This is a genomic window from uncultured Algibacter sp., assembly GCF_947487575.1.
GTDB lineage: Bacteria > Bacteroidota > Bacteroidia > Flavobacteriales > Flavobacteriaceae > Algibacter_B.
On sequence record NZ_CANKXG010000004.1, the window covers coordinates 106,861 to 133,185 of the forward strand.

Annotated in this window: 19 protein-coding genes; all 19 read left to right on the forward strand. The window is 33.9% G+C overall.

The window, feature by feature from the left end:
• Positions 1 to 29 precede the first annotated feature (29 nt).
• Positions 30 to 1,649, forward strand: a complete 1,620-nt coding sequence (gene ade / locus Q0870_RS05415; RefSeq protein ID WP_298552817.1) for an adenine deaminase — start codon at positions 30 to 32, stop codon at positions 1,647 to 1,649.
• A gap of 37 nt (positions 1,650 to 1,686) precedes the next feature.
• Entirely contained in the window at positions 1,687 to 2,649 is a 963-nt protein-coding gene (locus Q0870_RS05420) for an alpha/beta fold hydrolase (protein WP_298552835.1), read from the forward strand.
• A gap of 95 nt (positions 2,650 to 2,744) precedes the next feature.
• On the forward strand, positions 2,745 to 3,206 hold the full coding sequence (locus tag Q0870_RS05425; protein WP_298552851.1) for a (2Fe-2S)-binding protein: 462 nt from the start codon (positions 2,745 to 2,747) through the stop codon (positions 3,204 to 3,206).
• 20 nt (positions 3,207 to 3,226) lie between these two features.
• Positions 3,227 to 5,434 carry a molybdopterin cofactor-binding domain-containing protein gene (locus Q0870_RS05430; protein ID WP_298552877.1) on the forward strand — a complete coding sequence of 736 codons (2,208 nt, stop codon included), beginning with the start codon at positions 3,227 to 3,229 and terminating at the stop codon, positions 5,432 to 5,434.
• A 35-nt stretch (positions 5,435 to 5,469) separates the two neighbouring features.
• Complete coding sequence (locus tag Q0870_RS05435; protein WP_363317926.1) at positions 5,470 to 6,459, forward strand: XdhC family protein; 990 nt, start codon at positions 5,470 to 5,472, stop codon at positions 6,457 to 6,459.
• Between the two features lie 3 nt (positions 6,460 to 6,462).
• Positions 6,463 to 7,077 carry a nucleotidyltransferase family protein gene (locus tag Q0870_RS05440; RefSeq protein ID WP_298552892.1) on the forward strand — a complete coding sequence of 205 codons (615 nt, stop codon included), beginning with the start codon at positions 6,463 to 6,465 and terminating at the stop codon, positions 7,075 to 7,077.
• Entirely contained in the window at positions 7,074 to 9,368 is a 2,295-nt protein-coding gene (locus tag Q0870_RS05445) for an FdhF/YdeP family oxidoreductase (RefSeq protein WP_298552910.1), read from the forward strand. Before Q0870_RS05440 ends, Q0870_RS05445 begins: the two co-directional genes overlap by 4 nt.
• A gap of 247 nt (positions 9,369 to 9,615) precedes the next feature.
• Positions 9,616 to 12,132 (forward strand): nitrite reductase large subunit NirB, encoded by a 2,517-nt coding sequence (nirB, locus tag Q0870_RS05450; RefSeq protein WP_298552919.1) that lies wholly within the window; start codon positions 9,616 to 9,618, stop codon positions 12,130 to 12,132.
• A 207-nt stretch (positions 12,133 to 12,339) separates the two neighbouring features.
• Entirely contained in the window at positions 12,340 to 12,717 is a 378-nt protein-coding gene (gene nirD / locus Q0870_RS05455; RefSeq protein ID WP_298552926.1) for a nitrite reductase small subunit NirD, read from the forward strand.
• 148 nt (positions 12,718 to 12,865) lie between these two features.
• Positions 12,866 to 13,450 carry a DUF4202 domain-containing protein gene (locus Q0870_RS05460; protein ID WP_298552934.1) on the forward strand — a complete coding sequence of 195 codons (585 nt, stop codon included), beginning with the start codon at positions 12,866 to 12,868 and terminating at the stop codon, positions 13,448 to 13,450.
• Positions 13,451 to 13,464: 14 nt separating this feature from the next.
• Entirely contained in the window at positions 13,465 to 15,285 is a 1,821-nt protein-coding gene (locus tag Q0870_RS05465) for an ATP-binding protein (protein ID WP_298552943.1), read from the forward strand.
• A gap of 129 nt (positions 15,286 to 15,414) precedes the next feature.
• Positions 15,415 to 15,795, forward strand: coding sequence for a RidA family protein (locus Q0870_RS05470; protein ID WP_298552952.1), 381 nt, complete (start codon positions 15,415 to 15,417; stop codon positions 15,793 to 15,795).
• A 51-nt stretch (positions 15,796 to 15,846) separates the two neighbouring features.
• Positions 15,847 to 16,512 carry a response regulator transcription factor gene (locus tag Q0870_RS05475; protein ID WP_298552961.1) on the forward strand — a complete coding sequence of 222 codons (666 nt, stop codon included), beginning with the start codon at positions 15,847 to 15,849 and terminating at the stop codon, positions 16,510 to 16,512.
• A 252-nt stretch (positions 16,513 to 16,764) separates the two neighbouring features.
• Entirely contained in the window at positions 16,765 to 18,192 is a 1,428-nt protein-coding gene (locus Q0870_RS05480; RefSeq protein WP_298552970.1) for an MFS transporter, read from the forward strand.
• Positions 18,193 to 18,318: 126 nt separating this feature from the next.
• On the forward strand, positions 18,319 to 21,840 hold the full coding sequence (locus Q0870_RS05485; RefSeq protein WP_298552978.1) for a nitrate reductase: 3,522 nt from the start codon (positions 18,319 to 18,321) through the stop codon (positions 21,838 to 21,840).
• Positions 21,840 to 23,276 carry a rubredoxin gene (locus Q0870_RS05490; protein ID WP_298552980.1) on the forward strand — a complete coding sequence of 479 codons (1,437 nt, stop codon included), beginning with the start codon at positions 21,840 to 21,842 and terminating at the stop codon, positions 23,274 to 23,276. Before Q0870_RS05485 ends, Q0870_RS05490 begins: the two co-directional genes overlap by 1 nt.
• A 121-nt stretch (positions 23,277 to 23,397) precedes the next feature.
• Complete coding sequence (locus tag Q0870_RS05495; RefSeq protein WP_298552981.1) at positions 23,398 to 23,808, forward strand: response regulator; 411 nt, start codon at positions 23,398 to 23,400, stop codon at positions 23,806 to 23,808.
• A complete protein-coding gene (locus tag Q0870_RS05500) occupies positions 23,809 to 24,348 on the forward strand; it encodes a heme NO-binding domain-containing protein (RefSeq protein ID WP_298552983.1) in 540 nt (179 codons plus the stop codon). It abuts the gene before it with no gap.
• Entirely contained in the window at positions 24,348 to 26,324 is a 1,977-nt protein-coding gene (locus Q0870_RS05505) for a PAS domain S-box protein (protein ID WP_298552985.1), read from the forward strand. Before Q0870_RS05500 ends, Q0870_RS05505 begins: the two co-directional genes overlap by 1 nt.
• Position 26,325 lies beyond the last annotated feature (1 nt).

Consider the following 26,325-nt stretch of genomic DNA (forward strand, 5'->3'; position numbering starts at 1 on the left):
TCATAACGCTTGGTATACAATTTTTAAAAATGACGTTACAAGGTCAAATAGTAGATATAAAAAACAAACGCATTTACAAAGGGGAAATAGCTTTTGAAAACGGACAAATAATAGCCATTCAAGAGAAAGACCATAATGTAAATCATTATATCTTACCTGGGTTTGTAGACGCCCATATTCATATAGAAAGTTCCATGCTAGTTCCAAGTGAATTTGCTCGACTAGCCATAAAACACGGAACGGTTTCAACCGTTTCAGACCCACACGAAATAGCCAATGTATTAGGCATTAAAGGTGTGGAATTCATGATTGAAAATGGAAAGCAAGTGCCTTTTAAATTTAATTTTGGTGCACCATCATGCGTGCCAGCTACCAATTTTGAATCTGCTGGTGCAGTCATTGATTCTGAAGACATAAAATCACTTCTAGAAAATCCCGACATTAAATATCTAGCAGAAATGATGAATTACCCAGGTGTACTTTTTGATGATGAAGAGGTACTGAAAAAAATAGCTTGGGCAAAACATTATAACAAACCTATTGATGGTCACGCACCAGGATTAAGAGGTGATGATGTTACTAAATATATTAGCGCAGGCATTTCAACAGACCATGAGTGTTTTACGTATGAGGAAGCCTTAGAGAAACTTCAAAAAGGCATGAAAGTCTTAATTCGCGAGGGTAGTGCTGCTAGAAACTTTGAAGCTTTAATTGATTTATTACCAGAACATTTTGAAAACATAATGTTTTGTAGCGATGATAAACACCCAGACGATTTAATAATCGGACACATAAACCAACTATGCTCTAGAGCTGTAGCAAAAGGGATAGATGTTTTTAAAGTATTACAAGCAGCTTGTGTAAATCCTGTAAAGCATTATAATCTAGATGTTGGTTTATTGCAAAAAGGGGACGATGCAGATTTTATAGTGGTTGAAGATTTAAAAGATTTTAAACCCCTTCAAACGTACATAAATGGCGAATTGGTATTTGATAATGGAGAATCCTTAATACCGCCAATTAGTTTTAAAAACTTAAATAACTTCAATTGTGAAACCAAAGTAGTTTCAGATTTTAAATTTGAAGCATCTTCAAAAAAAATACGGGTTATTGAAGCTTTAGAAGGGCAACTAGTAACCAATGAATTAGTTGAAGAAGCCACGATTGAAAACGGAAATTTCGTTTCAAATACGGAGAATGATATTTTAAAAATGACTGTAGTTAATCGTTATCAAAATCAAAAGCCAGCCATAGCATTTATAAAAAACTTTGGATTAAAAGAAGGCGCCATTGCATCATCAGTAGGTCACGATTCTCATAATATTATTGCTGTTGGTGTTTCAGATGATGCTATTTGTAGAGCCGTTAATCTCATTATCGAAAATAGAGGTGGTATATGTGCTATTTCCAATTCAGAGGAAAACATAGTATCACTTCCTGTGGCAGGTATTATGAGTGATAAAGATGGAGAAACCATAGGTAAGCAATATGCCGAATTGGATAAAATAGCTAAAGCTTTAGGAAGTCAATTATATGCACCGTATATGACATTGTCATTTATGGCATTATTAGTAATTCCTTCATTAAAATTAAGCGATAAAGGTTTGTTTAACGGAAAAGATTTTAAATTTGTACCACTTGAATTATGACCTAGAATAACTGTAAACTGCGACTGTCAACTGAAATATGCCAATAATAGAATCAACCTACAAACCACCATTTTACTTTAAAAACGGATTTATTTCAACAGTTTATTCAGGATTAGTAAGACGTGTTTCTCTTAAACAAGAACGAGAACGTATTACTTTAAAAGATGGCGATTTTCTGGATTTAGATTGGAGTTTTTCAAAAGAAAAAAGTGATAAACTTATCATTCTATTACACGGTTTAGAAGGCAATGGACAACGACCTTATATGAGAGGTACAGCAAAACTTTTTAATGAAAATAATGTTGATGCAGTTTGTGTAAATTTTAGAGGTTGTAGTGGTGAAGACAATTTGAAATATTATAGTTACCATTCTGGAGCTACCGAAGATTTGAAAGCCGTAATTGAACATGCTATTTCTAACAAGAAATATTCGAAAATTTACTTAAAAGGGATTAGTCTTGGCGCAAATATTATTTTGAAATATATGGGAGAGCGAGACATTATTCATGCTCAAGTTAAAGCTGCTATTGCTGTTTCGGTGCCTTGTTTTTTAACTGGTTCTGCTAGAGAATTACATACGTTAAAAAATAAATTATATCACGATAGGTTTTTAAAGCATTTGTGTAATAAGTTGAAAATAAAACAAAAGCGATTTCCAGAATTATTAAGTGATGACACCTTGAAATCGATTAAAACACTAACAGATTTTGATAATGTTTATACGGCAAAAGCGCATGGTTTTGAGGGTGCTTTAGATTATTATACAAGATGTAGTAGTTTGCAATTTTTATCAAAAATAAAAACACCTACATTAATTATTAATGCATTAAATGATTCTTTTTTATCTTCAGAATGTTACCCTGTTAAAGAGGCTAAAGACAATGCTAATTTATATTTGGAAATGCCAAATCATGGTGGGCATGCCGGGTTTATTGATAAAAATAATGTGTATTATAATGAAAAACGTGCGTTGGAATTTTGTAAAACCCATTCAAAATAAATTATTTTTTTTCAAACTAGTTAAGTGATTGTTAAAATTCAACACTCTGCTTTTGATGCATTTATATTTTTTATACCTTATTAAAAAATTATAATATGCCAACATTCAACTTAAAAATTAATGATAAAACTCATACTGTGGAAGCAGATGCCGATACACCGTTATTGTGGGTTTTAAGAGATAAAATTAATCTTGTAGGCACCAAATTTGGTTGTGGAATTGGGCAATGTGGCGCATGTACCGTTCATGTTGATGGTAATGCTATGCGTAGTTGTTTGTTGCAAGTATCTCAGGCAGAAGGTATGGAAATTACCACTATCGAAGGACTTTCAGAACACGGTACACACCCTGTACAGGAAGCGTGGAAGGCCATTGATGTGCCGCAATGTGGTTATTGTCAAGCTGGACAAATTATGACAGCTTCAGCATTCTTGAATGAAAACCCAAATCCTTCAAATGAAGATATTCGAAATGCTATGAATGGTAATATATGTAGATGTGCATCTTACAATAGTATTGAAGAAGCCGTAAAATTAGCATCAAAAAAAATAAGTTAATCCAATTTATAACGAAGAAAATGAAAAATTCATTCAATAGAAGATCATTCTTAAAAACATCGGCACTCGCAAGTGGTGGTATGTTAATTGGGTTTAACCTGTTTAATGCCTGCAAATCTGATGTTAAACTTCCTGTAGATTTAAGTCAGCTTAACTACAAAGATTTTAACGCGTATATAAAAATTTCCCCAGAAGGGAAAGTCACCATATATTCTGTTAACCCTGAAATTGGTCAAGGCGTAAAAACATCAATGCCCATGATTATAGCTGAAGAATTAGATGTGGATTGGGACGATGTTTACGTGGTGCAAGCACCTTTAGATATCGAAAATTATAGTGGTCAAGTGGCTGGAGGAAGTCAGTCTATTAGAAGAAGCTGGCAACCTTTACGCGAAACAGGAGCTACTGCTAAACAAATGTTGATTAATGCCGCAGCTGCGCAGTGGGATGTTGATGTGAATACCTGTTCAGCTAAAATGGGAATAATTTCTAACGCAAATGGTGAAACATTGGGTTATGGCGATGTGGTTGAAGCTGCTGCGTTATTGGATGTTCCAGAGGAAGTGTCATTAAAGGATCCAAAAGATTTTACGATTATCGGACAAGGAAAAGGAAATGTAGATATTGATAAGATTACTACAGGAAAACCCTTATTTGGTTTAGATTATAAAGAAGAAGGTATGGTGTATGCATCTGTATTACGACCACCTGCATTCGGACAAGTATTAGAATCTTTTGATGCCTCTGAAGCTAAAGATTTATTGGGGGTTATTGATGTGATTACAATAGGTAAAAAAGCTAGAGCTTTATTAAAAGCGGGTAAACCCAATTGGAGTGTAAAATTAAGTACAACAGATAAAGTTGTGGTTATTGGTAAAACAACTTGGGATGTCATAAAAGGTAAAAAAGCGATAAAAGCCAAGTGGAAAACTGATTCTGCGTTAGAAAGCTCTGAAGAACATAATGAAAAGTTATTAAGCTTAGTAAACGGTAAAAAATTTAGAACACGACGTAAAGATGGCAATGTGAATAAAGCGTTTGCTAATGCTGATAAAGTTTTAGAACGTGTTTATGAATCTACATTTTTGCCACATAATACCATGGAGCCCATGAATTTTTTCGCTAATGTAACTCCTGAGAAAGTACATTTGGTAGGGCCAACACAAACTCCTGAAGCTGCTGCAAATGCTGTAGCTAGTTTGTTAGGCAGACCTATAGAAGAGGTGCATGTAGACCTTACTAGAATGGGTGGTGGTTTTGGTAGACGATTATATAATGATTATGTTATGGAAGTAGCTGAAATTTCAGAAGCTATTAAAAAGCCTGTAAAAATGTTATCTACCAGAGAAGATGATATGACAACGGGTGTATATCGTCCTGCTAGTACATATAAAATTTCGGCAGCTATAAAAGACGGAAAACTAACAGGTTATCATTTAAAAGAAGCTTGTGTAAACAGTAATATGTATGGTTTGATTCCAAATTTTTTTCCTGCAGGGGCGATTGAAAATTATCAAGTAGATAGTGCCCGTTTAAAAAGTAACATCACCGTTGGTGCATGGAGAGCGCCGTATACGAATTTCTTAGCTAGTGCCGAACAAAGTTTCTTTGATGAATTAGCAGAAGAGTTACAGGTAGATCGCGTACAATTACATATGGATTTATTAGAAAACGTAAAACGTAATCCAAATCCAAAAATAGATTATAGCCCTGAACGACTACAAGGCGTTCTAAAAATGGTAGTTGAAAAATCAGACTGGGGAAATGTAGCCGATGGTGTTTATCAAGGTTTGTCGGTATATTATTGTCATAATACCCATGTTGCTGAAGTTGCTGATGTTACTATGGAAAATGGTGTGCCTGTGGTTAAAAAAGTAACCTGTGCTATAGATTGTGGTATTGTTGTGAATCCTTTAGGCGCTATGAACCAAGCAAAAGGAGGTGTTTTAGATGGAATAGGTCATGCCATGTATGCTGATTTTAGTTTCAAAGATGGTGTGCCGTCTGCCAATAATTTTAATAGTTACCAACTTATAAGAATGGGACAAACACCAAAAGTAGATGTTCATTTTATTGAAAGTAATATTGCGCCAACCGGCTTAGGTGAGCCAACTTTACCGCCAGTAGGAGCAGCGGTTGCCAATGCTATTTATAAAGCCACAGGTAAGCGCTTAACGAAACTACCCTATATAAAAAACATGAATTCTAAAACTGAAATAGTCGGATAAACTTATCTATGACGCACGAATTTAAACATATCATAGTGAAGTCTATTCAAGCTAAAAGCAATGGATTTAAATCTGTTTTAGCATCAGTTGTGGATTTGGATGGTTCATCATACAGACAACCAGGAGTTCGTATGCTTATTTTAGAAAATGGAGCTATGGTAGGAGCTGTAAGCGGTGGTTGTGTGGAAAAAGAAGTGATATTGCAAGCACAATCTGTATTTGAAACCGGGATATCAAAAATGATGACTTATGATGGTAGATACCGTTTAGGCTGTGAGGGTGTTTTATATATTTTATTAGAAGAGATTACTTTTGAAACCCCTTTTGAAACCGCTTTTTTTGAATGTTTGAAAAACAGAAAATCTTTTGAAGTCATTTCAAAATATGAAAAAGAAGAAGGTATTTTTGAAGGTGTTGGGACAGAAGTTAAAATTGGTAATACTCCTTTTTCTATCTCGAATAAAACCTCTTTAAATGTTAAGTGCTTGACGTTTTCTCAAACTATGCCTCCATGTTTTAAATTATTGATTATTGGCGCAGAACATGATGCGGTCCAATTATGTAAATATGCAGCATCAACAGGTTGGGAAGTTACCATAGTCGCGGGTGTTTCAGAAGCCAAAACAGTTGATTATTTTGAAGGTGCCAATAACTTAATAACCACTACTCCAGAAGATCTAGATACATTATCAATTGATATTCATACAGCAGTTGTATTAATGACCCATAATTTTGCTTACGATTTACGTTACCTAGTTGCCTTGGCAGAAACAAGCCCAAATTATATTGGTCTTCTAGGGCCAACAAAACGGCGTGAAGATTTACTATCTCAACTCATTGAATATTGTCCTGAGATATCAGAAAAATTTTTAGAATCTATTCACGGACCAGCAGGTTTAGACATAGGGTCAGAAACGCCTCAGGAAATTGCAATTTCTATCGTTTCAGAGATTTTGGCTGTGACTAGAAATCGAAACCCGAAATCTCTAAACCAAAAGACAGGGCGTATTCATCAGAAACAATAAGTCTTGAAGTCAATTCCAAACATTGCCATAGTAATTCTAGCCGCAGGTGCTTCAAAACGAATGGGAAGCCCTAAGCAACTTTTAAAATGGGGCAATGACACTTTATTAAATCATGCTATAAAAACAGTTTTAGAAATTGATGCTTATGAAGTGATTGTCGTGCTAGGTGCAAATCATAAATTAATTGAAGCGGGTGTTAAGCATCGTTCTATTACTATTTTAAACAATGAAGACTGGGATTTAGGTTTAGGAAAATCTATAGCTTGTGCAACAGAGTATGTTTTAAAATCGAAACCTCAGGTTGAAGGCATATTGATAACTTTAGCAGACCAGCCTCTTATTGATAGTCATTATTTAAATGATATAATGACTCACTTTTATCAAGACTTAAATCAAATTATTGCAACATCTTATGATAATAATAAAGGCGTGCCTGTACTTTTTGGTAAGGTCTACTTTCAAGAACTATCAAATTTAACGGGCGATAATGGAGCGAAACAACTTTTGAAAACTCACGAATCTTGCGTGAAAACTTTTAAACCTCCTGTAAAAAATGTAGATTTAGATTCGAAAGAAGATTACGAAAAATTATACAGGGAGAATTTTAAAACTAAATGAGAAAGTCATCGAAAGATAAAGCATTAACACCAGAAGTTTTTGAAAATCTAAAAAGCACTAAACCACCAAAAAACAGCGTAGGTTTTAAAAGTATTACGACTGCTATTGGTCAAGTTTCAAAATACATGAATGCTTCTGATGCATTGAAGTTGGCAACGAAAATGAATCAGAAAGGAGGTTTTGATTGCCCCGGTTGTGCATGGCCAGACCCAGATGATGAACGCTCATCTTTAGGAGAGTTTTGCGAAAATGGTATTAAAGCTATTGCTGAGGAAGCTCAAAACAAAACGATTGGTGCTGATTTTTTTGCAAAACATTCAGTTGATGAATTATCAAGTTGGTCTGATTTCGAAATTGGTAAATCAGGACGTTTAGCAGAACCTATGTTTCTTGCTGAAGGAGCTAAACATTACCAACCCATTTCTTGGGAAGCTGCTTTTGAAAAAGTAGGAGAGCATTTGAATAATTTAAACAACCCTGATGAAGCGGTATTTTATACCTCTGGTAGAACAACAAACGAAGCGGCATTTTTATATCAATTATTTGTTCGAGAATTCGGAACTTCAAACTTGCCAGATTGCTCTAATATGTGTCATGAAGCGAGTGGAAGTGCCCTTTCTGAAACTTTAGGCATTGGTAAAGGTTCGGTAACTTTAGATGATTTATACAAAGCCGAAGTCGTTATCGTTGTTGGGCAAAACCCAGGAACGAATCATCCAAGAATGCTTTCTGCTTTAGAGAAAACAAAAAATAATGGTGGTAAAATAATAGCAATTAATCCACTTCCAGAAGCTGGATTGATAAAGTTTACCAATCCTCAAAGTCCTATTAAATTATTAACTGGTGGTACACAAATAGCTGATGTTTTTGTACCAATTACTATTAATGGTGATGTTGCTTTTTTTAAAGCAATACTTTTAAAGCTTTTAGAAAAAGAAGACACACAGGGAAATATATTTGATAAGACTTTTATAAATGAATTTACTCAAGGTTATGATACATTTATTAGTGATTTAAAAACGTATAATTTCCTAGAATGTATTAAAGGTTCTGGAGTAACTTTAGAGGTTTTTAATCAGGTTTTCGATTTAATTTTGAACAATGATAAAATCATTATTTGTTGGGCTATGGGCTTAACACAACACGAAAACGCTGTTGATAATATCCGTGAATTAGTTAATCTATTATTGCTTAAGGGTAGTATAGGAAAAGAAGGCGCAGGAACTTGTCCTGTACGTGGACATTCAAATGTGCAAGGCGATAGAACGGTTGGTATTTGGGAATCTGCTCCTCAAGCATTTCTCGATAGAATAGAAAAGAAGTACGGCTTTAAGCCAACAAGTAAACATGGCTATTCGGTAATTGATTCAATAAAAGCCATGTATGAGAAAACCGCGAAAGTCTTTTTTGGGATGGGCGGTAATTTTATTTCTGCAGTTCCAGATACAGCGTATTCTGCACAGGCTATGGCAAATTGTAATTTAACGGTACATGTGAGTACAAAACTTAATCGTTCGCATTTAGTAACTGGTAAAGAAGCTCTGATTTTTCCATGTTTGGGACGAACAGAAAAGGACTATCAAAAATCTGGAATACAGGTTCAAAGTGTTGAAAACTCAATGGGTGTTGTGCATACTACTAAAGGCGTTTTAGAACCTTGTTCTGAAAATTTGTTGAGTGAGGTTGCCGTAGTTTGTGGAATTGCTCACGCAACTTTAAAAGAAAAATCTAAAGTCAATTGGTTGCAGTATAAAGACGATTATAATTTAGTAAGAGATGATATTGCTGAGGTGGTTGAAGGATTTACGGATTATAATAAAAAATTAAAACAGCCTTCAGGATTTTATTTGCCAAATGGTGCTAGGGAGCGACAATTTAAAACCAAAACAGGAAAAGCCAATTTTTCAATAAATCAACTTCCAAATTGGAAATTGAAAGATGATGAATTAATTATGATGACTATCAGAAGTCATGACCAATTCAATACTACGATTTATGGTTTAGACGATAGATATAGGGGTGTTTTTAATGAAAGACGTATCATTTTTATGAACCGAGAGGACATGAAACTACGTAGTTTAAAAGAACACGATATTGTCAATTTAAAATCTGAATACAATGGTGTTATTCGAGAAGCCAATAATTTTAAAGTAGTTGCTTATGATATTCCTAAAAACTGTTGTGCTACCTATTTTCCTGAAACCAATGTACTCGTACCATTGGATAGTTTTGCGCATACTGCTAAGACTCCAGCTTCAAAAAGCGTAAAAATAACAATAAGAATTGTTTAATATTTAATCAATTCAAACCCCATTATTTCCCTAATAGATAATTATTCTTATTACAATTTGTGAAATTGATAATAATAGCTATTCTACGTAAATTTATAATTTCTAACTAAGTATTATTACGTATAAATACTTAGTTTTGTATTTAAATACGTAATTATGAAATGAACCAATATAGAATTATTGATATGAATCAAGCATTTTATTGGCGAATTACATCTGACCGTTTTAATTAAATAAAAATTTACAGATGAAACATATTATTGTTGTTGGAAATGGAATGGTTGGATACAAGTTTTGTGAAAAATTTGTAGAAAAATCAGAGGCTAAAGGTTTTAAAATCACAGTTTTTGGTGAAGAGCCAAGGCCTGCTTATGATAGAGTTCATTTAAGTGAATTCTTTGAGAATCAAAATGCGAAAGCTTTAGAGATGGCACCAGCAGAATGGTATGCCGACAATAATATTGATTTAATTACTAACGAGCGTGTAGCAGATATTAATAGAACATCTAAAACTATAAAAACTGCAAAAGACCGTGAGTTTGCTTATGATTATTTAGTATTAGCAACAGGGTCTTCTCCTTTTGTACCTCCAATAAAAGGCGTTGAAAAGGAAGGCGTTTTTGTATATAGAACTATTGAAGATTTAGAAGGTATGCTTGCTTATGCTGCAAAAGTAAAGGCGGAAAAACCTAATGGTAGGGCAGCAGTGCTTGGTGGGGGATTGTTAGGTTTGGAAGCCGGTAAAGCTGTTATGGATATGGGATTAGAGCCTCATATTGTTGAGTTTGCTCCTAAGTTAATGCCTAGGCAATTAGATTCTAGAAGTAGCCAAGTATTACAATTGAAATTAGAATCTATAGGTTTAAATATTCATTTGAGTAAAGCAACAAATCAGATTTTAGGAGATACAGCAATTACAGGAATGGAGTTTGGAGAGGATGATGTTTTGGATGTAGATATGCTTGTGGTGTCAGCAGGTATTCGTCCGAGAGATGAACTCGGAAAAGCTTGTGGATTAGAAGTTGGTGTTCGTGGAGGTATTGTGGTTGATAATACCATGAAAACTTCAGATGAAAACATTTATGCTATTGGAGAGATTGCGCTTTATAATCAAATGATATATGGTTTAGTTGCACCGGGTTATGATATGGCCGCCATTGCTGTTGAACAAATAATTGGAAATACAGAAACGGTAATGCCTGCAGACATTGATATGTCTACTAAATTAAAACTAATTGGTGTTGATGTAGCTAGTTTTGGAGAACCTTTTATGCCAGCATCAAAAGGACACTCTATAATTTTCGAAAATAAAACACAGCATTTATATAAAAGAATTAACGTTAGTTTGGATGGTAAATCTTTATTAGGAGGAATTCTAGTTGGTGATGCTTCAGATTATAATATGCTGCATCAGGTATATTTAAATGGAATGGCTATTCCTGAAGACCCATCGCAATTAATATTACCTGCTAGTGATGGTGCAACTTCATTTGGAGATGTTACTGATTTACCTGATGAAGCTCAAGTATGTTCATGTGAGAGTGTTACAAAAGGACAAATTTGTGGTGTTATTGAAAATGGTGAAGCTACAGATTTAGCTGGTGTTGTTGGCTGCACTAAAGCAGGTACAGGATGCGGAGGTTGTAAACCAATGGTTGCAGATTTAACCAATGCAACACTTAAAGCTTTAGGTATTGAAGTTAAAGATTCCGTTTGTGAACATTTCGATTTAAACAGACAGGATTTATATAAAATAATTCAAGTAAAAGGGTATACAACTTTTAATGAAGTACTGGATAACCACGGAAATGGCGGTCATGGTTGCGAATTATGTAAGCCGCTTATTGCTTCATTAATGGCTACGATACATGCCGATACTGCAAATGAAGAATATGCTATTCAAGATTCTAATGATAGATTTCTTGCAAATATTCAACGTAATGGAACATATTCAGTAGTACCTCGTGTTCCGGGAGGAGAAATTACTCCTGATAAATTAATCGCACTTGGTGAAATTGCTAAGAAATACGACCTATATACTAAGGTAACAGGAGGAGTTCGTATCGATTTATTTGGGGCTACGTTAAAGCAATTACCACTTATTTGGAAAGAATTAATTAGTCATGGTTTTGAAAGTGGACACGCTTATGGTAAATCTTTAAGAACCGTTAAAACTTGTGTTGGTTCAACTTGGTGTCGTTACGGAATGGATGAAAGTGTAAGTTTTGGTATAGAACTGGAAAATCGTTACAGAGGTATTCGTGCACCGCATAAAATTAAAGGTGGTGTATCTGGATGCATTCGTGAATGTGCAGAAGCAAGAGGTAAGGATTTTGGATTAATTGCTGTTGAAGGTGGTTGGAACTTATATGTTGGTGGAAACGGTGGTGCAAATCCACGTCATGCTGAATTATTTGCAGAACAAATAGATAACGAAACGGTAATTAAATATCTTGATAGATACTTGATGTTTTACATGCGAACAGCTAAACCTTTACAACGAACTGCTGCATGGCAAGAACGTTTAGAAGGCGGATTAGAGTATTTAAAAGAAGTGATTATTGAAGATAAATTAGGTATTGCTGAAGACCTTGAAAAAGAAATGGAAACTTTAGTAAATAGGTTTGAATGTGAATGGACACAGGCTGTTAATGACCCAGAAATGATGAAACGTTTCAATCATTTTGTGAATAGCGAGGAGGAAGATGATAACCTAGTTTTTGTTCCTATGAGAGACCAAAAAATGCCTGAACCTTGGGTTTAGATTGCTGTTGAATTGTTTAAAAAGCATTTTGCAAACAAGCATTTTGCTGAGATTGAAAAACTGAATTTGGCAGATTTGCCTGCGTTAGGGATTGCAGAAGAAAGCCCACAGCCCGACGAAGGAGGAGCGAGGACTTGGAACAAAAAGCCCGACCCCTTGTGGGTAACGCCCAAATAAAAATTTAGAACAGAAATAATATTTAAAAGAATGGAAGAAATCTTAGAAAAATACGAGGCAACCAAGACAGAGGATGTAAAAGTGTGGTTTAAAGCGGCATCAATACATGATTTTCCATCAGACGGAGGGGCTTGTATAAAATATAAGGACAAACAAATTGCTGTTTTTAATTTTGCAAGATTAGGGAAGTGGTATGCTTGCCAAAACCTTTGTCCGCATAAAATGGAAATGGTTTTGAGTAGAGGTATGATAGGGGATGATAAAGGTATTCCAAAGGTAGCTTGCCCGCTTCATAAAAAAACATTTTCATTAGAAAATGGTGAAAACCTAAATGGAGATTTAGATGCTATTGCAACATATCCTGTGAAAATAGAAGGAGATTATGTTTATGTTGGTTTTGCTGAGTAAAATAAAGCAATGAAAATTGAGACTAAAGAAAATCGGTTTTTTTAGTAACTATAATTTCTAAATTCCTTTCAAAAATATTAAATATATTATTTTTAGAAAAAAGTAATTATGTATCTTGGCTTTTCACTGTTAATATTATTTAAAAGACATGAAGCCTACACGTTTTGAAACTGCCATTGCTTTAATTGATAAAGCCAATTCTGAAGATATAAATACATATGATGTTGCTGGTATGGATTATCCAAAGGAGTTATTGTACTCGCAACGCATGACCAGGAAATTATTGCAGTTTGAACCTAACGCTTCAAAAGCACTACAAATAGCGGCACGAGCACAACATATTTGCCGTTGGAAAATAGCTCGAGATGAATATCCAATGGACCGCGTGGGCTATTTAAAATGGCGTGAAACCTTAAAGCGAATGCACGGAGATTTAACTGCGGATATTTTAAAACAAGTGGGTTTTGATGACCAATTTACCGATAGGGTTAAAACCATTATTCTTAAAAAACTAATCAAGAAAAACGAAGAGTCTCAAACTTTAGAAGATACCATTTGTTTGGTGTTTTTAGATTACTACTTTGAGGAATTTGCTGAAAAGCATGATGATGAAAAAGTCATTGATATATTGAAGAAAACTTGGGTAAAAATGTCTGATAAAGGACATGAAGCTGCTTTACAGTTGCCGTTTTCTGATGCAAGTTTGGCTTTAGTAAAACAGGCTATTTCTTAAAAGCTGTTATTGATATGACAAAGAACGGTAATTCATTAGACCAACGGACTTTTGATAAACTACGCCGTTTATATATTATTGCTTTAAGCACGATTGCTGTTTCGGTAATTGCAAGTCAGATATTAATTAGAACACATCTTAGCAGACAAGAAAGTGATTCTACTGTAATTAATGTGGCGGGTAGGCAACGTATGTTGAGTCAGAAATTGACTAAGGATATTGTCTCGCTAGCTTCAGAAACCAATGCTGACATTAAAATTGAACTTAAAAATAAAATTAAAAATACTTTAAGTCTTTGGGAAGTATCTCATTATGCATTGCAAAATGGAAATGATAGTTTAGGCTTGCCCAAAACAAATAGTGATGAAATTACTAATAGATTTATTAAACTAAATCCTATTTTTAATACTATTAATGAAGCTTCAAAAGCCATAATCACAAAACTAGAAAACTCACCGCTATTAGGTTTTGATGCCTATGCTACTGATGTAAAAAGTGTAAAAAGTAATGAAGCTGCTTTTTTAATGATGATGGATGATATTGTAAATCAATATGATTTAGAAGCTAATGAAAAGGTAGACTGGCTAAGACAATTAGAGTTTTGGTTAACGGCACTTACTTTAGCAATTCTTTTAGCAGAATTTTTATTTATTTTTTGGCCTGCGGCTAAGTCTGTAAAATCGATATTGGCAGATTTGTTGTTGGCAGAAAAGCGTGCAAAAAAAATGGCATTTGATGCGGATGAATTGAGTATCTCTAAAGAAAAATCGATTAAAGAGTTGCGTGCCTTAAGCCATGCCATGGATGATACTTTATTGTTTGCCCGTATTTTACCAAATGGGAGTGTGGTGCATATGGGAAACAAGTTTTCACGCTTGTTTGAGTTTTCTAAGTTTAATCAATCTGCTATGTTTTGGAACGTTTTATCTATTGATGAAAATGAGCGTACGGCAATTGAAGAGCTAATTAATAAATATAAAAAAACGGGTTGGCAAGGTGAGTTTAAAGCAACTGCTAAAAGTGGTGATGCTATTTGGTTGGAAATGGCAATTATTCCATACAGTCCAACCGATGAAAAGTCTGAGTTACTCATAATAGCTTCAGAAATTACAGAGCGCAAAGTGGCGCAATTAGAAATTGAACGCCTTACAGAAAAGAGTTTTGAGGAGAAAATGAATCAGCAAAAAATTATTTCTAGTAAGATTATTGAAAACCAGGAAAAAGAACAAAACCGCATAGCTAAAGATGTGCATGATGGTATAGGGCAGATGCTTACAGGATTAAAGTATAATTTGGAAAGTATTGATACTAAAGATGTTGCTAAGGCCACTACAAAAATTGAGTATCTTAAAGAATTAACTACTAATATTATTAAAGGGGTTAGAACAGCTACTTTTAACTTAACCCCACCTGAATTAACAGACCATGGCGTTGTTCCTGCAATTACTAAATTAACGCAAGAACTGGCAAGACTTACTGGAAAAGAAATCGTATTATTTAATAAAACAGATTTTAATCAGCGTTTAGATTCGCTTGCTGAAATTAATATTTATCGTATTACGCAAGAAGCCGTAAATAATGCTATTAAATATGCAGAATCTACACATATTCTAGTTTCAATATCGCATAGTAAAAACATACTGAGTATTGTTATTGATGATAACGGCAAAGGTTTCGACCCGACTAAAGTAAAGCGTGTTAAAACTGGTGACGGTGGTATGGGTTTAACCTTTATGAAGGAGCGTATAAAGTATATTGACGGACGTTTATTTTTAACTTCGGAAGCAGGTAAAGGCACTCGCGTTACTTTGAATATTCCTTTGGTAACTATTTAAAAACACACCGAATTGTCATGTAGAGATTAGGAAACATCGCAACAGAGTAAGTTTTTTAATTGTGTGATGTCTTCTAGCTCCGAAATGACAAAAGATTAATATTTGTATAATATATAAAATAAACAACGTATGAAAAGAAAACTAATAAGTTCAGGTTCTACATTCGAAGAAAAAATTGGTTATTCTAGAGCTGTCGTACAGGGTGATTGGGTGTTTGTTTCTGGAACAACAGGTTATAATTATGACGATATGTCTATTAGCAATGATATTGCAAAACAAACCGAGCAATGCCTTTTAAATATAAAGCATACGTTAGAGCAGGCTAACGCAAACCTTTCTGATATTGTTCGTGTAACGTATATTTTACCAAATGCAGATGATTTTGAGCATTGTTGGCCCATACTTAAAAAGTACTTAGGAAGCATTAAACCTGCGGCTACTATGTTTTCTGCAGGATTAGCTGATGATAAAATGAAGATTGAAATCCAGGCGACTGCTCTAAAAAGTTAAAATTACGTAGTATTACGTAATTTTATTACATTTGTTTTATAATTGTGATTTATGGATATAATCAATGTTGTACTTGCCGATGACCATGTTTTAGTAAGAGATGGTATAAAAGCACTTATAGAAGACCAAACAGGAATTGTGGTAATAGACGAAGCCTCTAACGGAAAAGAAGCTTTAGAAGTTGTTAGTATAAACAAGCCACATGTACTAATTATTGATATTAGAATGCCAGAGATGAACGGCATTGATGCAGTTAGAGAAATAAATAAATTGTATACTGATGTGCGAACTTTAGTATTATCTATGCACGATTCAGAGGAATACGTAGTACAAGCCATTCAAGCTGGTGCAGATGGCTATTTACTAAAAGGAGCAAGTAAAGAGGAATTTTTAAAAGCAGTTACCAAAGTGGCTTCTGGAGGTAAATATTTTACAGGCGATGTATCCGCAATTATCATGAATAATTTTGTAAATGGAAATACGAATACTGCAGTTGCTCCTAAAGTTGTACCAAAAGAAGACCCTTTTAAACTAACTAAGCGCGAAAAGCAAATACTTAGTTTAGTATTAGAATTAAAGAACAACAAAGATATTGCTGACGAACTAAAAATTAGCAAGCGTACCGCCGAAGTACACCGTTTTAACCTCATGAAAAAATTAGAGGTTAAAAACTTAATGGAATTGAGTCATAAGGCTAAGGAGTTTAGGTTGGTTTAGTATTGGGGTCAATTCTTCTTAATTTATATTCATTCTCAAATAACTATAAGGATGATAGATTTTTCACCTTAAAATAAATAATCCTATTTTGATATTTCAATAAATTCTAACAAATAGTTTTTATCAATTTTACCAAATCCTCAAAATCCCCATACCATATTTATCAATCTAACATAAATTAGTAAATTACGTAATTTTTAACATCAAATTTAAGTATAAATACTTAGTTTTGTATTGTAAAAATACGTAATTATGAATACTGCAACTCAAACTAAGTCAACAACATTACAATTATTAAATCTTAAAAGCTTACCAATACGTACATTTTGGATAACAGCAATATCATTTTTCTTATGCTTTTTTGCATGGTTTGGTATTGTACCGTTTATGCCAGATGTGGTAAAAGATTTAGGTTTAACACCCGACCAAAAATGGAACTCTATTATTTTGGCGGTTTCAGGAACGGTGTTTGCACGTTTACTTATCGGTAAATTATGTGATAAATATGGGCCACGCTTGTGCTATACATGGTTACTAATGTTAGGAGCTATTCCAGTAATTTTATGTGGATTGGTACAAACACCAACACAGTTTTTAGTATGTCGTTTATTTATTGGGTTTATTGGTGCATCTTTTGTTATTACACAAGTACACACCTCGTTAATGTTTGCGCCAAATATTGTTGGTACAGCAAATGCAACATCGGCAGGATGGGGAAACCTTGGTGGGGGTGCCAACCGTTTAGGAATGCCAATAATAGCAGCTGCGGTAATTGGTTTTGGAGTTGCTGAAGGTGAAGCTTGGAGATATTCTATGGTCATTGCTGGTATTGTGTGTTTCACAATGGGTATTATATATTACTTTTTTACCCAAGATACACCACAAGGCAATTTTAAAGATTTAAAGGCTTCTGGTGAAATGGTAAGCACTAAAAAAGACCAAGTCGGTTTTTCAGCAGTAATTAAAGATTACAGAACATGGATTTTATTTGTAGTATATGCGTCATGTTTTGGTATAGAATTAACGGTTTACGGTACTATGGATGACTACTTACAAAACACGTTTCAATTAGAAAGAGTAACTGCTGGAAACATTGTATTATCATTTGCTTTAATGAATATTTTTGCAAGAACACTAGGTGGTTTCTTTGGAGATAAATTTGGAAAACTAAAAGGCTTAAGAGGTCGTGTATTATTCTTAGCTGCTATTTTAGCAGTACAAGGTGTAATGTTGATGACGTTTTCTACCACCACTAGTATAGTGGTAGGTATTTGTTTTTTAATACTATTTAGCTTATCAGTTCAAATGGCTGAAGGTGCAACCTTTTCAGTAGTTCCTTTTATTAATAAAAAGGCAATAGGCTCGGTTTCAGGAATTGTAGGAGCAGGAGGAAATGTAGGTGCATTTTTAGCAGCCATGCTATTAAAATCACAATCGGCTGTTGCAGAAAAAGCAGCCATAGTCGCGAATAAAGGTTTAGGAGAAGATGTTATTAGTGCAGCCCAATCCGCTGCATCAGCTACCGCAGTATCTAGTGGTTACTTCATCATTGGGACCATTGTTGTTATAACTGCGGTAGTTTCTTTAGCCATCCGTTTCTCAGCAGAAGACGAAAAAATAGCTAAAGCAGATTCTAGCGTTAAGTCAGAAGACTTAATTCCTATTAAGGTAAAAAGCTAATTTTAAGCAATGATTTTTATCAAATTTAAAATTGAAAGAGTCTTTTTTATGGTATTCAGAATAATGAATTGAGTATTTGTTTTCTGAAATTAAATAATGTTATTTAGTATAAAATGTTAGTCTGAAATGATAAAAAGCGAAGTCAAAACAACGTGTTCATATTGCGGTGTAGGTTGTGGTATTATTGTTAAAAAAGATGCTAACAACAACGTGTTGGTTGAAGGCGATAAAACGCATCCTGTAAATAAGGGTATGCTATGTTCTAAAGGTATGAATTTGCACTACGTAGCTAATGATACTTCCGATAGAATTTTATACCCAGAAATGCGTTGGAGCCGTTCACATCCGCGTGAGCGTGTAAGTTGGGATGATGCTTTAGATAGAGCTGCTAGCGTTTTTAAATCCATTATAAAAAAACATGGTCCAGATAGCGTTGGTTTTTATGTGTCTGGGCAAAGTTTAACCGAAGAATACTATATAGCCAATAAACTCACAAAAGGTTTTTTAGGGACAAATAATATTGATACAAACTCGCGTTTATGCATGAGTTCTGCAGTGGTTGGCTATAAGAAAACCTTTGGCGAAGATAGTGTGCCTGTATCTTATGAAGATATTGAATTGGCAGACACATTTTTAATTACTGGCGCTAATCCTGCATGGTGCCATCCCATTTTATTTAGGCGTATAGAAAAACGTAAAGAAGACAACCCAGAGGTACAAATTATAGTTGTTGACCCTAGAAAAACAGATACTGCTAATTTTGCCGATTTGCATTTGCAATTATTACCAGGAACAGATGTTATTTTATACAACGCTATAGGAAGATGTTTGTACAAGCGTGGTTTAATTGATGAAAAATTTATAAACGAACATACTGAAGGCTTTCAGGATTACAAAGATCTAATTTTTAAAACCTCATTAAAGCAAGCCTCAAAATTATGTGGTGTTGATGAAAAAGATATACGCAAAGCGGCAGATATTATTGGGCTTTCAAAAGGCTTTATAAGTATGTGGGCTATGGGATTGAACCAAAGTGTTGTTGGTACAGATAAAAACGTATCGCTTTTAAATTTATCTTTAATTACGGGGCAGGTTGGAAAACCAGGAGCAGGTCCGTTTTCGTTAACAGGTCAACCAAACGCCATGGGCGGACGCGAAGTAGGAGGTATGGCAAATCTTTTAGCTGTTCATAAAGATTTAGGTAATGAAGAACACCGCAGAGAAGTAGCGCAATTTTGGGGTGTAGATAAAATCAATCCGAAACCAGGATTAACGGCAACCGAAATGTTTGATGCCTTAGAAAGTGGTAAAATGAAAGCCGTTTGGATTGCCTGTACAAATCCATTGGTGAGTTTGCCAAACTTAAATAGGATTGAAAAAGCCATGAAAAACGCAAAGTTTGTTGTGGTTCAAGAGATTTCTCATAAATCGGATACGGTCGCTTTCGCGGATCTAGTGTTGCCAGCAGCAGCATGGCTAGAGAAAGAAGGAACGATGACAAATTCTGAACGTCGTATTTCATATTTACCAAAAGAAATAGAAGCACCAGGAGAAGCCAGACCAGATGTTCAAATATTCTGTGATTTTGCGCAACGTATGGGTTTTAGGGGTTTCAACTTTAATAATGCCAGCGAGATATACGATGAATATGCATCTATGACCAAAGGCACAAATATTGATGTTTCCTTTTTAAACTACGATAGATTAAAAAATGAAGGTACCTTCCAATGGCCAGTTCCCGAATATAGACACCAAGGAACTCCTCGTTTGTTTGAAGATAAAAAATTCTATACGCCATCACAAAAAGCACAATTTAATTTACCGAGTAGTGTCGTAAATACATCGGTATTACCTAATGAAACGTATCCTTTAATTTTAACTACAGGTCGTGTGCGAGACCAATGGCACACCATGACTAAAACAGGAAAGGTATCGCGTTTAAAAACACACTATCCAACACCAGTATTAGAGATTAACCCTGTTGATGCTTATTTAAATAAGCTTAAGGATGGTGATATTACTGACATTAAAAGTGAAAACGGGGTTGTTAGGGTACGTGTCAGTATTACTGAAAACATCAAAAAAGGTGTTGTGTTTTTACCCATGCATTGGGGAAAACAATTGCAAAGTAATTTAAACAGAGCAAACAATTTAACCAATACGCATGTAGACCCAACATCTAAAGAACCAGATTTTAAATTCACGCGTGTATCGGTTTCAAAGTATATAAAAGAAGTAGATAAAATTATAATTGCTGGAGCAGGAGCGGCAGCATTTAGATTTGTACAGAACTATAGAGAACAAAATGAAACAGATGAAATTCATGTGTTTTCGAAAGAGCCTAATTTGTTTTATAACAGGGTGTTATTGCCAGAGTATGTTACTGAAGAATTAAGTTGGGAGCAATTACTTAAGATTAAAGAAAAAGAATTAAATAAACTTAATATTCATTTGCATCCTGAAATTTATATTTCAAAAATTGATAAAGAAAATAAGGTTGTAACAGATAGTAACGGAGATGCTCACAACTTTAATAAATTAATATTAGCTACTGGTAGCCGCGCCTTTATTCCAAAGGATGTTCAGATAGATTTGCCAGGACGTTTTACCATGCGTAATAAAATTGACGCTGACAAATTTAAAACATATTTAGATGCCACAGGATTGCCACCAGAAGAGCAGCATGTGGTTATTGTAGGAGGAGGTTTGCTTGGTTTGGAGCTAGCAGCTGCGATGAAACATAAAAATGCCAAAATTACAATTGTACAACGTGCTTCGCGATTAATGGAACGTCAATTAGATAAAGTATCGAGTAAACTATTGGCTTTGGATGTTCAAGAGCGTGGTATTCAAATTTATTTCGATAATGAGGTAAGTACAGTTTTTGATGATGAAGATACTGGTGAATTAAACATCACATTAAAAAGTGGAAAGTACATTACAGCCAATGCCATTGTGTATGCCATTGGTACAATTCCAAATATAGATATTGCCAGAGCAAACGGTATCAAATGCAGTCGTGGTATAAAGGTAAATCAGCATTTGCAATCCTCGCATCCAGATATTTTTGCTATTGGTGAAATTGCCGAATTTAATAATCAATTATTTGGAATTACATCTGCAGCAGAAGAGCAAGCTAATATTTTAGCCAATTTTATTGCAGGCGATATTAGTTGTGCTTATAACGGTTCGGTATTGATGAATATTTTGAAGTTCAACGATTTAAACCTGTGTAGTATTGGAGAAATTAATGTTCCTGAAAATGATGATAGCTACGAAGAAATTATCTTTACTGATATCAAAAAGCGCTATTATAAAAAGTGTATTGTAAAAGATGATTTGCTAGTTGGTGCTGTTTTAATGGGAGATAAAAATGAATTTGCCGAATTTAAAACCATGATTGAAAGTAAGATTGAAATGGCTGAAAAGCGTGATAAATTACTTCGTGGTTCATCAAATGATGTTCCTGTTTTAGGTAAGTTAGTCTGTTCTTGTAGTCAAGTTGGCGCAGGAAATATTGAAGAAGCCATTGCAAAAGGATGTACCGATTTTACAGCCCTATGTAATAAAACAGGCGCAGGTTTAGGCTGTGGAAGTTGTAAAACTGAAGTTAGAGAAATACTTCAAAACTCAAAAGTATTAGCATAATGGAAGAACCGTATAGACTAAGGATAAATGGAGGTGTTTTATCTCCAGGAGAACTAAAATATATTTGTGAAGCTGCTGAAGGTTTAGGGTTAGATGCCATATCTTTTGGTTCTAGACAAGACATTATTTTTCCAGAAGAAATTGATGAAAGCAAGTTTAATCAATTTGATAAAATTCAGTTTGTAAAGCCAAAACGCGATGGTGTTGAAAATATAGCATCATCCTATGTTTCTACCGAAATTCTAGCAAGCACGTCTTGGTTAACAAGTGATAGATACTTATATATTTTAGAACAGTTTAAGCATACGCCTAAGCTCCGTATCAACGTTACAGACCCTATGCAACGTTTAGTGCCATTATTTACTGGAAATGTGAATTTTATAGCTTCTGAACATGAAGATTATTGGTATTTGTATTTACGACTTCCAGATTGGAAAAAAACAGAAATGTATCCCGCTTTAATTTACAGTTGGGACATGGATAAGATAGAATTAGCCATTGAAAATATTTTAATTGAAGAGCCAGAAACTATCGAAATGGTGTTCGATTTAGTAAGTGATGCTACCGATACAAATAACCGAACTGTAGATAAACCTCTTGAGGTGCCATTTTATCCATTCCCGTATTACGAAGGTATGAATCGTATTGGTCAAGATCGTTATTGGTTAGGATTATATTGGAGAAATAACAGGTATGATATCCCGTTTTTGAAAGCCATGTGCGAGTTATGTTCCGAAAATAAGATTGGTAAAATATCTATCACACCTTGGAAATCTTTCATTGTAAAAGGTATTCCGTTACACTCTAAATTGCAATGGGAAAAGTTTTTAGGAAAGTACGGTATCAACGTGCGTCACTCCATGCTAGAAATGAATTGGCACCTACCAGTAAACGATAAAGAAGCCTTAAGTCTTAAAAAATATTTGGTTACAAATTTTGACCAAAACGACATTAGTACCTATGGTTTAACTTTCGGTATTAAGAGTTTTGATAGCGATACCTATAACTTCACATCCATTGTTATTGAAAAAAACAGACCGCCAGAAATCAAGGGAGATTTTACAATAAGAGACACCTTTAATTTGTTGTATGCTAAAAACTTTGACCCTAATACACGCGAATATATCATGCATGTTCAAGATGTAGATAAACTCGAATTACCAGGATTATTAATGGAATTAAGTCAGTTGTATTTCGAGCAATTAGGAACCGAAAGAGAGGATAAAACGACTCAAACAATAGTAAAAGAAACTACTGAAGAAGAAGTGCATCAATGTTCAGAATGCATGACCATTTACAATGATGTTTATGGTGATGTTACACAAAATATCTCTCCAAATACACCATTTGAAAGCCTACCGGCAGACTACAAATGTTCACTTTGCGAAGCACCAAAAAGTAGTTTTGAGAAGAAAGTGTTGATTAAATCTTTGTAAAGTAAAAACCATTCGTCGACACTTATCCGTTATTCAACTATATTAAAACCCAAATTAGCGAAATATTATTCACTTTCCTATTTACTTAAATTAATTTAACCTCTTAAAATTAGGAGAGACTATGAATACATTAAATATATTGCTCATTGAGGACGATATGATAGAGGTTATGAAATTGAACAGAACAATTTCTAAACTAGAATTACCTCATAACATCGTGGAAGCCAACAATGGCGAAGAAGCTTTAAAAATTTTACAAAAAAAAGACGAATTACCTGACATTATTTTATTAGATTTGAATATGCCAAAGTTAAACGGCATTGAATTTTTAAGTATTTTAAAGAAGGATGACGTTTTAAAATATATTCCAACAATTATATTAACAACGTCCAATAATCAAAAAGATTTATTGGAATGTTATAAAATAGGTATTGCAGGATATGTTTTAAAACCTTTAAAATATGAAGATTATGTCTCCAAAATAGAAAAGCTTTTAGGGTATTGGAGCATAAATGAATTAAAGCAAATTTAAATGAAAGGAATTGTATTTACAGAGTTTTTAGACCTTGTTGAAGATAAATTTGGATTGGAGGTTGTTGATAAAATCATCACACAATCTAATTTAGAATCTGGAGGTATTTATACATCTATTGGCACCTATAAATTTTCTGAAATGCTACAATTACTTCAGCATTTAAGTGCACATACTGATATTTCTATAGATGATTTACTTCTTGTATATGCTGAACATTTTTTTGCTGTATTAGAACAAAGTTACCCAGGGCTGTTAGCCACTTATAAAGACCCTATAGAGATGTTATCTTCAATAGAAAACCATATACACGTTGAGGTTAGAAAAATATATCCGGATGCAGAATTACCAACGTTTGAAGTCATAGAGAAAACAGAAAATTCTCTTGTAATGATTTACAAATCTAGTAGAGCCATGCATCATTTTGGATTAGGTTTGATGAATAAAACCTTCGAACATTTCAACTCTAAAGCAAATATAGTCTTAGAGAAATTGAATGAAGATGGTACTGAAGTTAAGTTTTTGATTAATAAAAATTAATGAGTCAAGATAAAATTGACATGCTGTTACGTGCGCTTGCACGAGAAAAAGCAGCGCGGAAACAGGCAGAAAAAATCCTTGAAAGTAAGGCTGCCGAATTGTATGAAACAAATCAAAAGCTAGAGAAATCCTATACAGAATTAGAAGCTTTACTCAATAAAACAGATTCCCAATTACAAGGCGTTTTTGAAAACATTGTTGATGCCTATGTTATCATGGATTTGTGGGGGAATATTCTGAAAATGAATGACCCAGCCGTAGAACTATTAGGGTTTTCAAGCACTAAAGAAAATGCTAATTTGATGGATATGGTGCATCCTTCAGATTTAAAACTAGTATCAAAAACCTTTAAAAATTTACTTGCTGATGGTGCGGTTACAGATTCTGATTTTAGAATAATTACCAAGCAAAAAGATGAAAAATTAGTACATGTAAATGCTAGTATTATTTATGATAATGGACAACCTGTTGCAGCTCAAGGTATAGTTAGAGATATTACCCAAGCCAAAGCGGCAGAGGTACAACTTATAGAATCTGAAAATAGATTAGCATCACTTGTTCTTAATTTAGATAGCGGTGTTTTATTAGAAGATGAAAATCGAAAAATAGTACTCACAAATAATAAATTTTGTGAACTTTTTGATATACAGGAAAGTCCAAAGGAATTAAAAGGAGCTGACTGCAATGATGCTACTGAACAAAATAAAATTCTATTTAGTAAGCCTAAGTTTTTTGTTGATAGAATTAACAAAATTCTAAAAGACAGAAAAGAGGTTATTGGTGATGAATTAGAAATGGTCAATGGTAAAATTTTACTACGCGATTATATACCCATTTTTGAAAATAAAATATACAAAGGACATCTTTGGGCCTATAAAGATGTGACTTTAAGACGTAATTATCGTAAAAGTCTAGAAGCGCAAAAACAAAAATATAGCAGCATTATTGCTAATATGAATTTAGGATTAATGGAGGTTGATAATGATGATAAAATTTTGATGGTAAATCAAAGTTTTTTAGACATGTCTGGGTATGATGAAGCTGAATTAATAGGAAAAGTAGCTAGCAATACATTTTTAGTAGATACCGATTCTGAAAAATTAAAAAAAGAAAATACAAAGCGTAGAAAAGGCGAATCCAATTCTTATGAATTAAAAGGAAAAACAAAATCGGGTGAAGTTAGGCATTGGTTAATTAGTGGCGCGCCAAATTATAATTTAAATGGAGAAGCTACAGGTTCTATAGGGATTCACTTGGATATTACAGATTTAAAAAGTTTACAATTACAAAAAGAAACTTTACTAGAAAAGCTAGAAAAAAGTAATAATGAACTACAAGAATACGCACATATTGTATCTCATGATTTAAAATCGCCTTTGCGAAGCATAGATGCTTTGGTCAATTGGATTAAAGAGGATAATCAAGATAAATTGGATGACACTAGTCTTCAAAATTTTAATTTAATTGAGACTACATTAGAAAAAATGGAACAACTTATTTCTGATGTGTTGATGTATTCTAGCGTTGGTGCTGAAACTTTAGAAAAACAAACTGTTGATTTGGATGCGTTGATTATAGATTTAAAAACCATTTTATACGTTCCAGATCATATATCTATTTTGGTGTTAAATCCTTTACCTAAACTAGAAGGCGAAAAAGTTAAATTACAACAGTTATTTCAAAATTTAATTAGTAACGCTATTAAGTTTATAGATAAAGAGATTGGATTAGTTGAAATTGATGTAAAAGATAATCATACACATTATCAATTTTCAGTAAAAGATAACGGCATTGGTATAGAAGAAAAGTTTCATGATAAAATTTTTAAAATTTTTCACGCGCTAAATAAAAGTAAAGATTCATCAGGAATAGGACTCTCTATTGTTAAAAAAATTGTGGATTTACATGAAGGCGATATTTGGTTAGAAAGTAAACCAAACGAAGGAACTACCTTCTTTTTTACCCTAAAAAAATAAT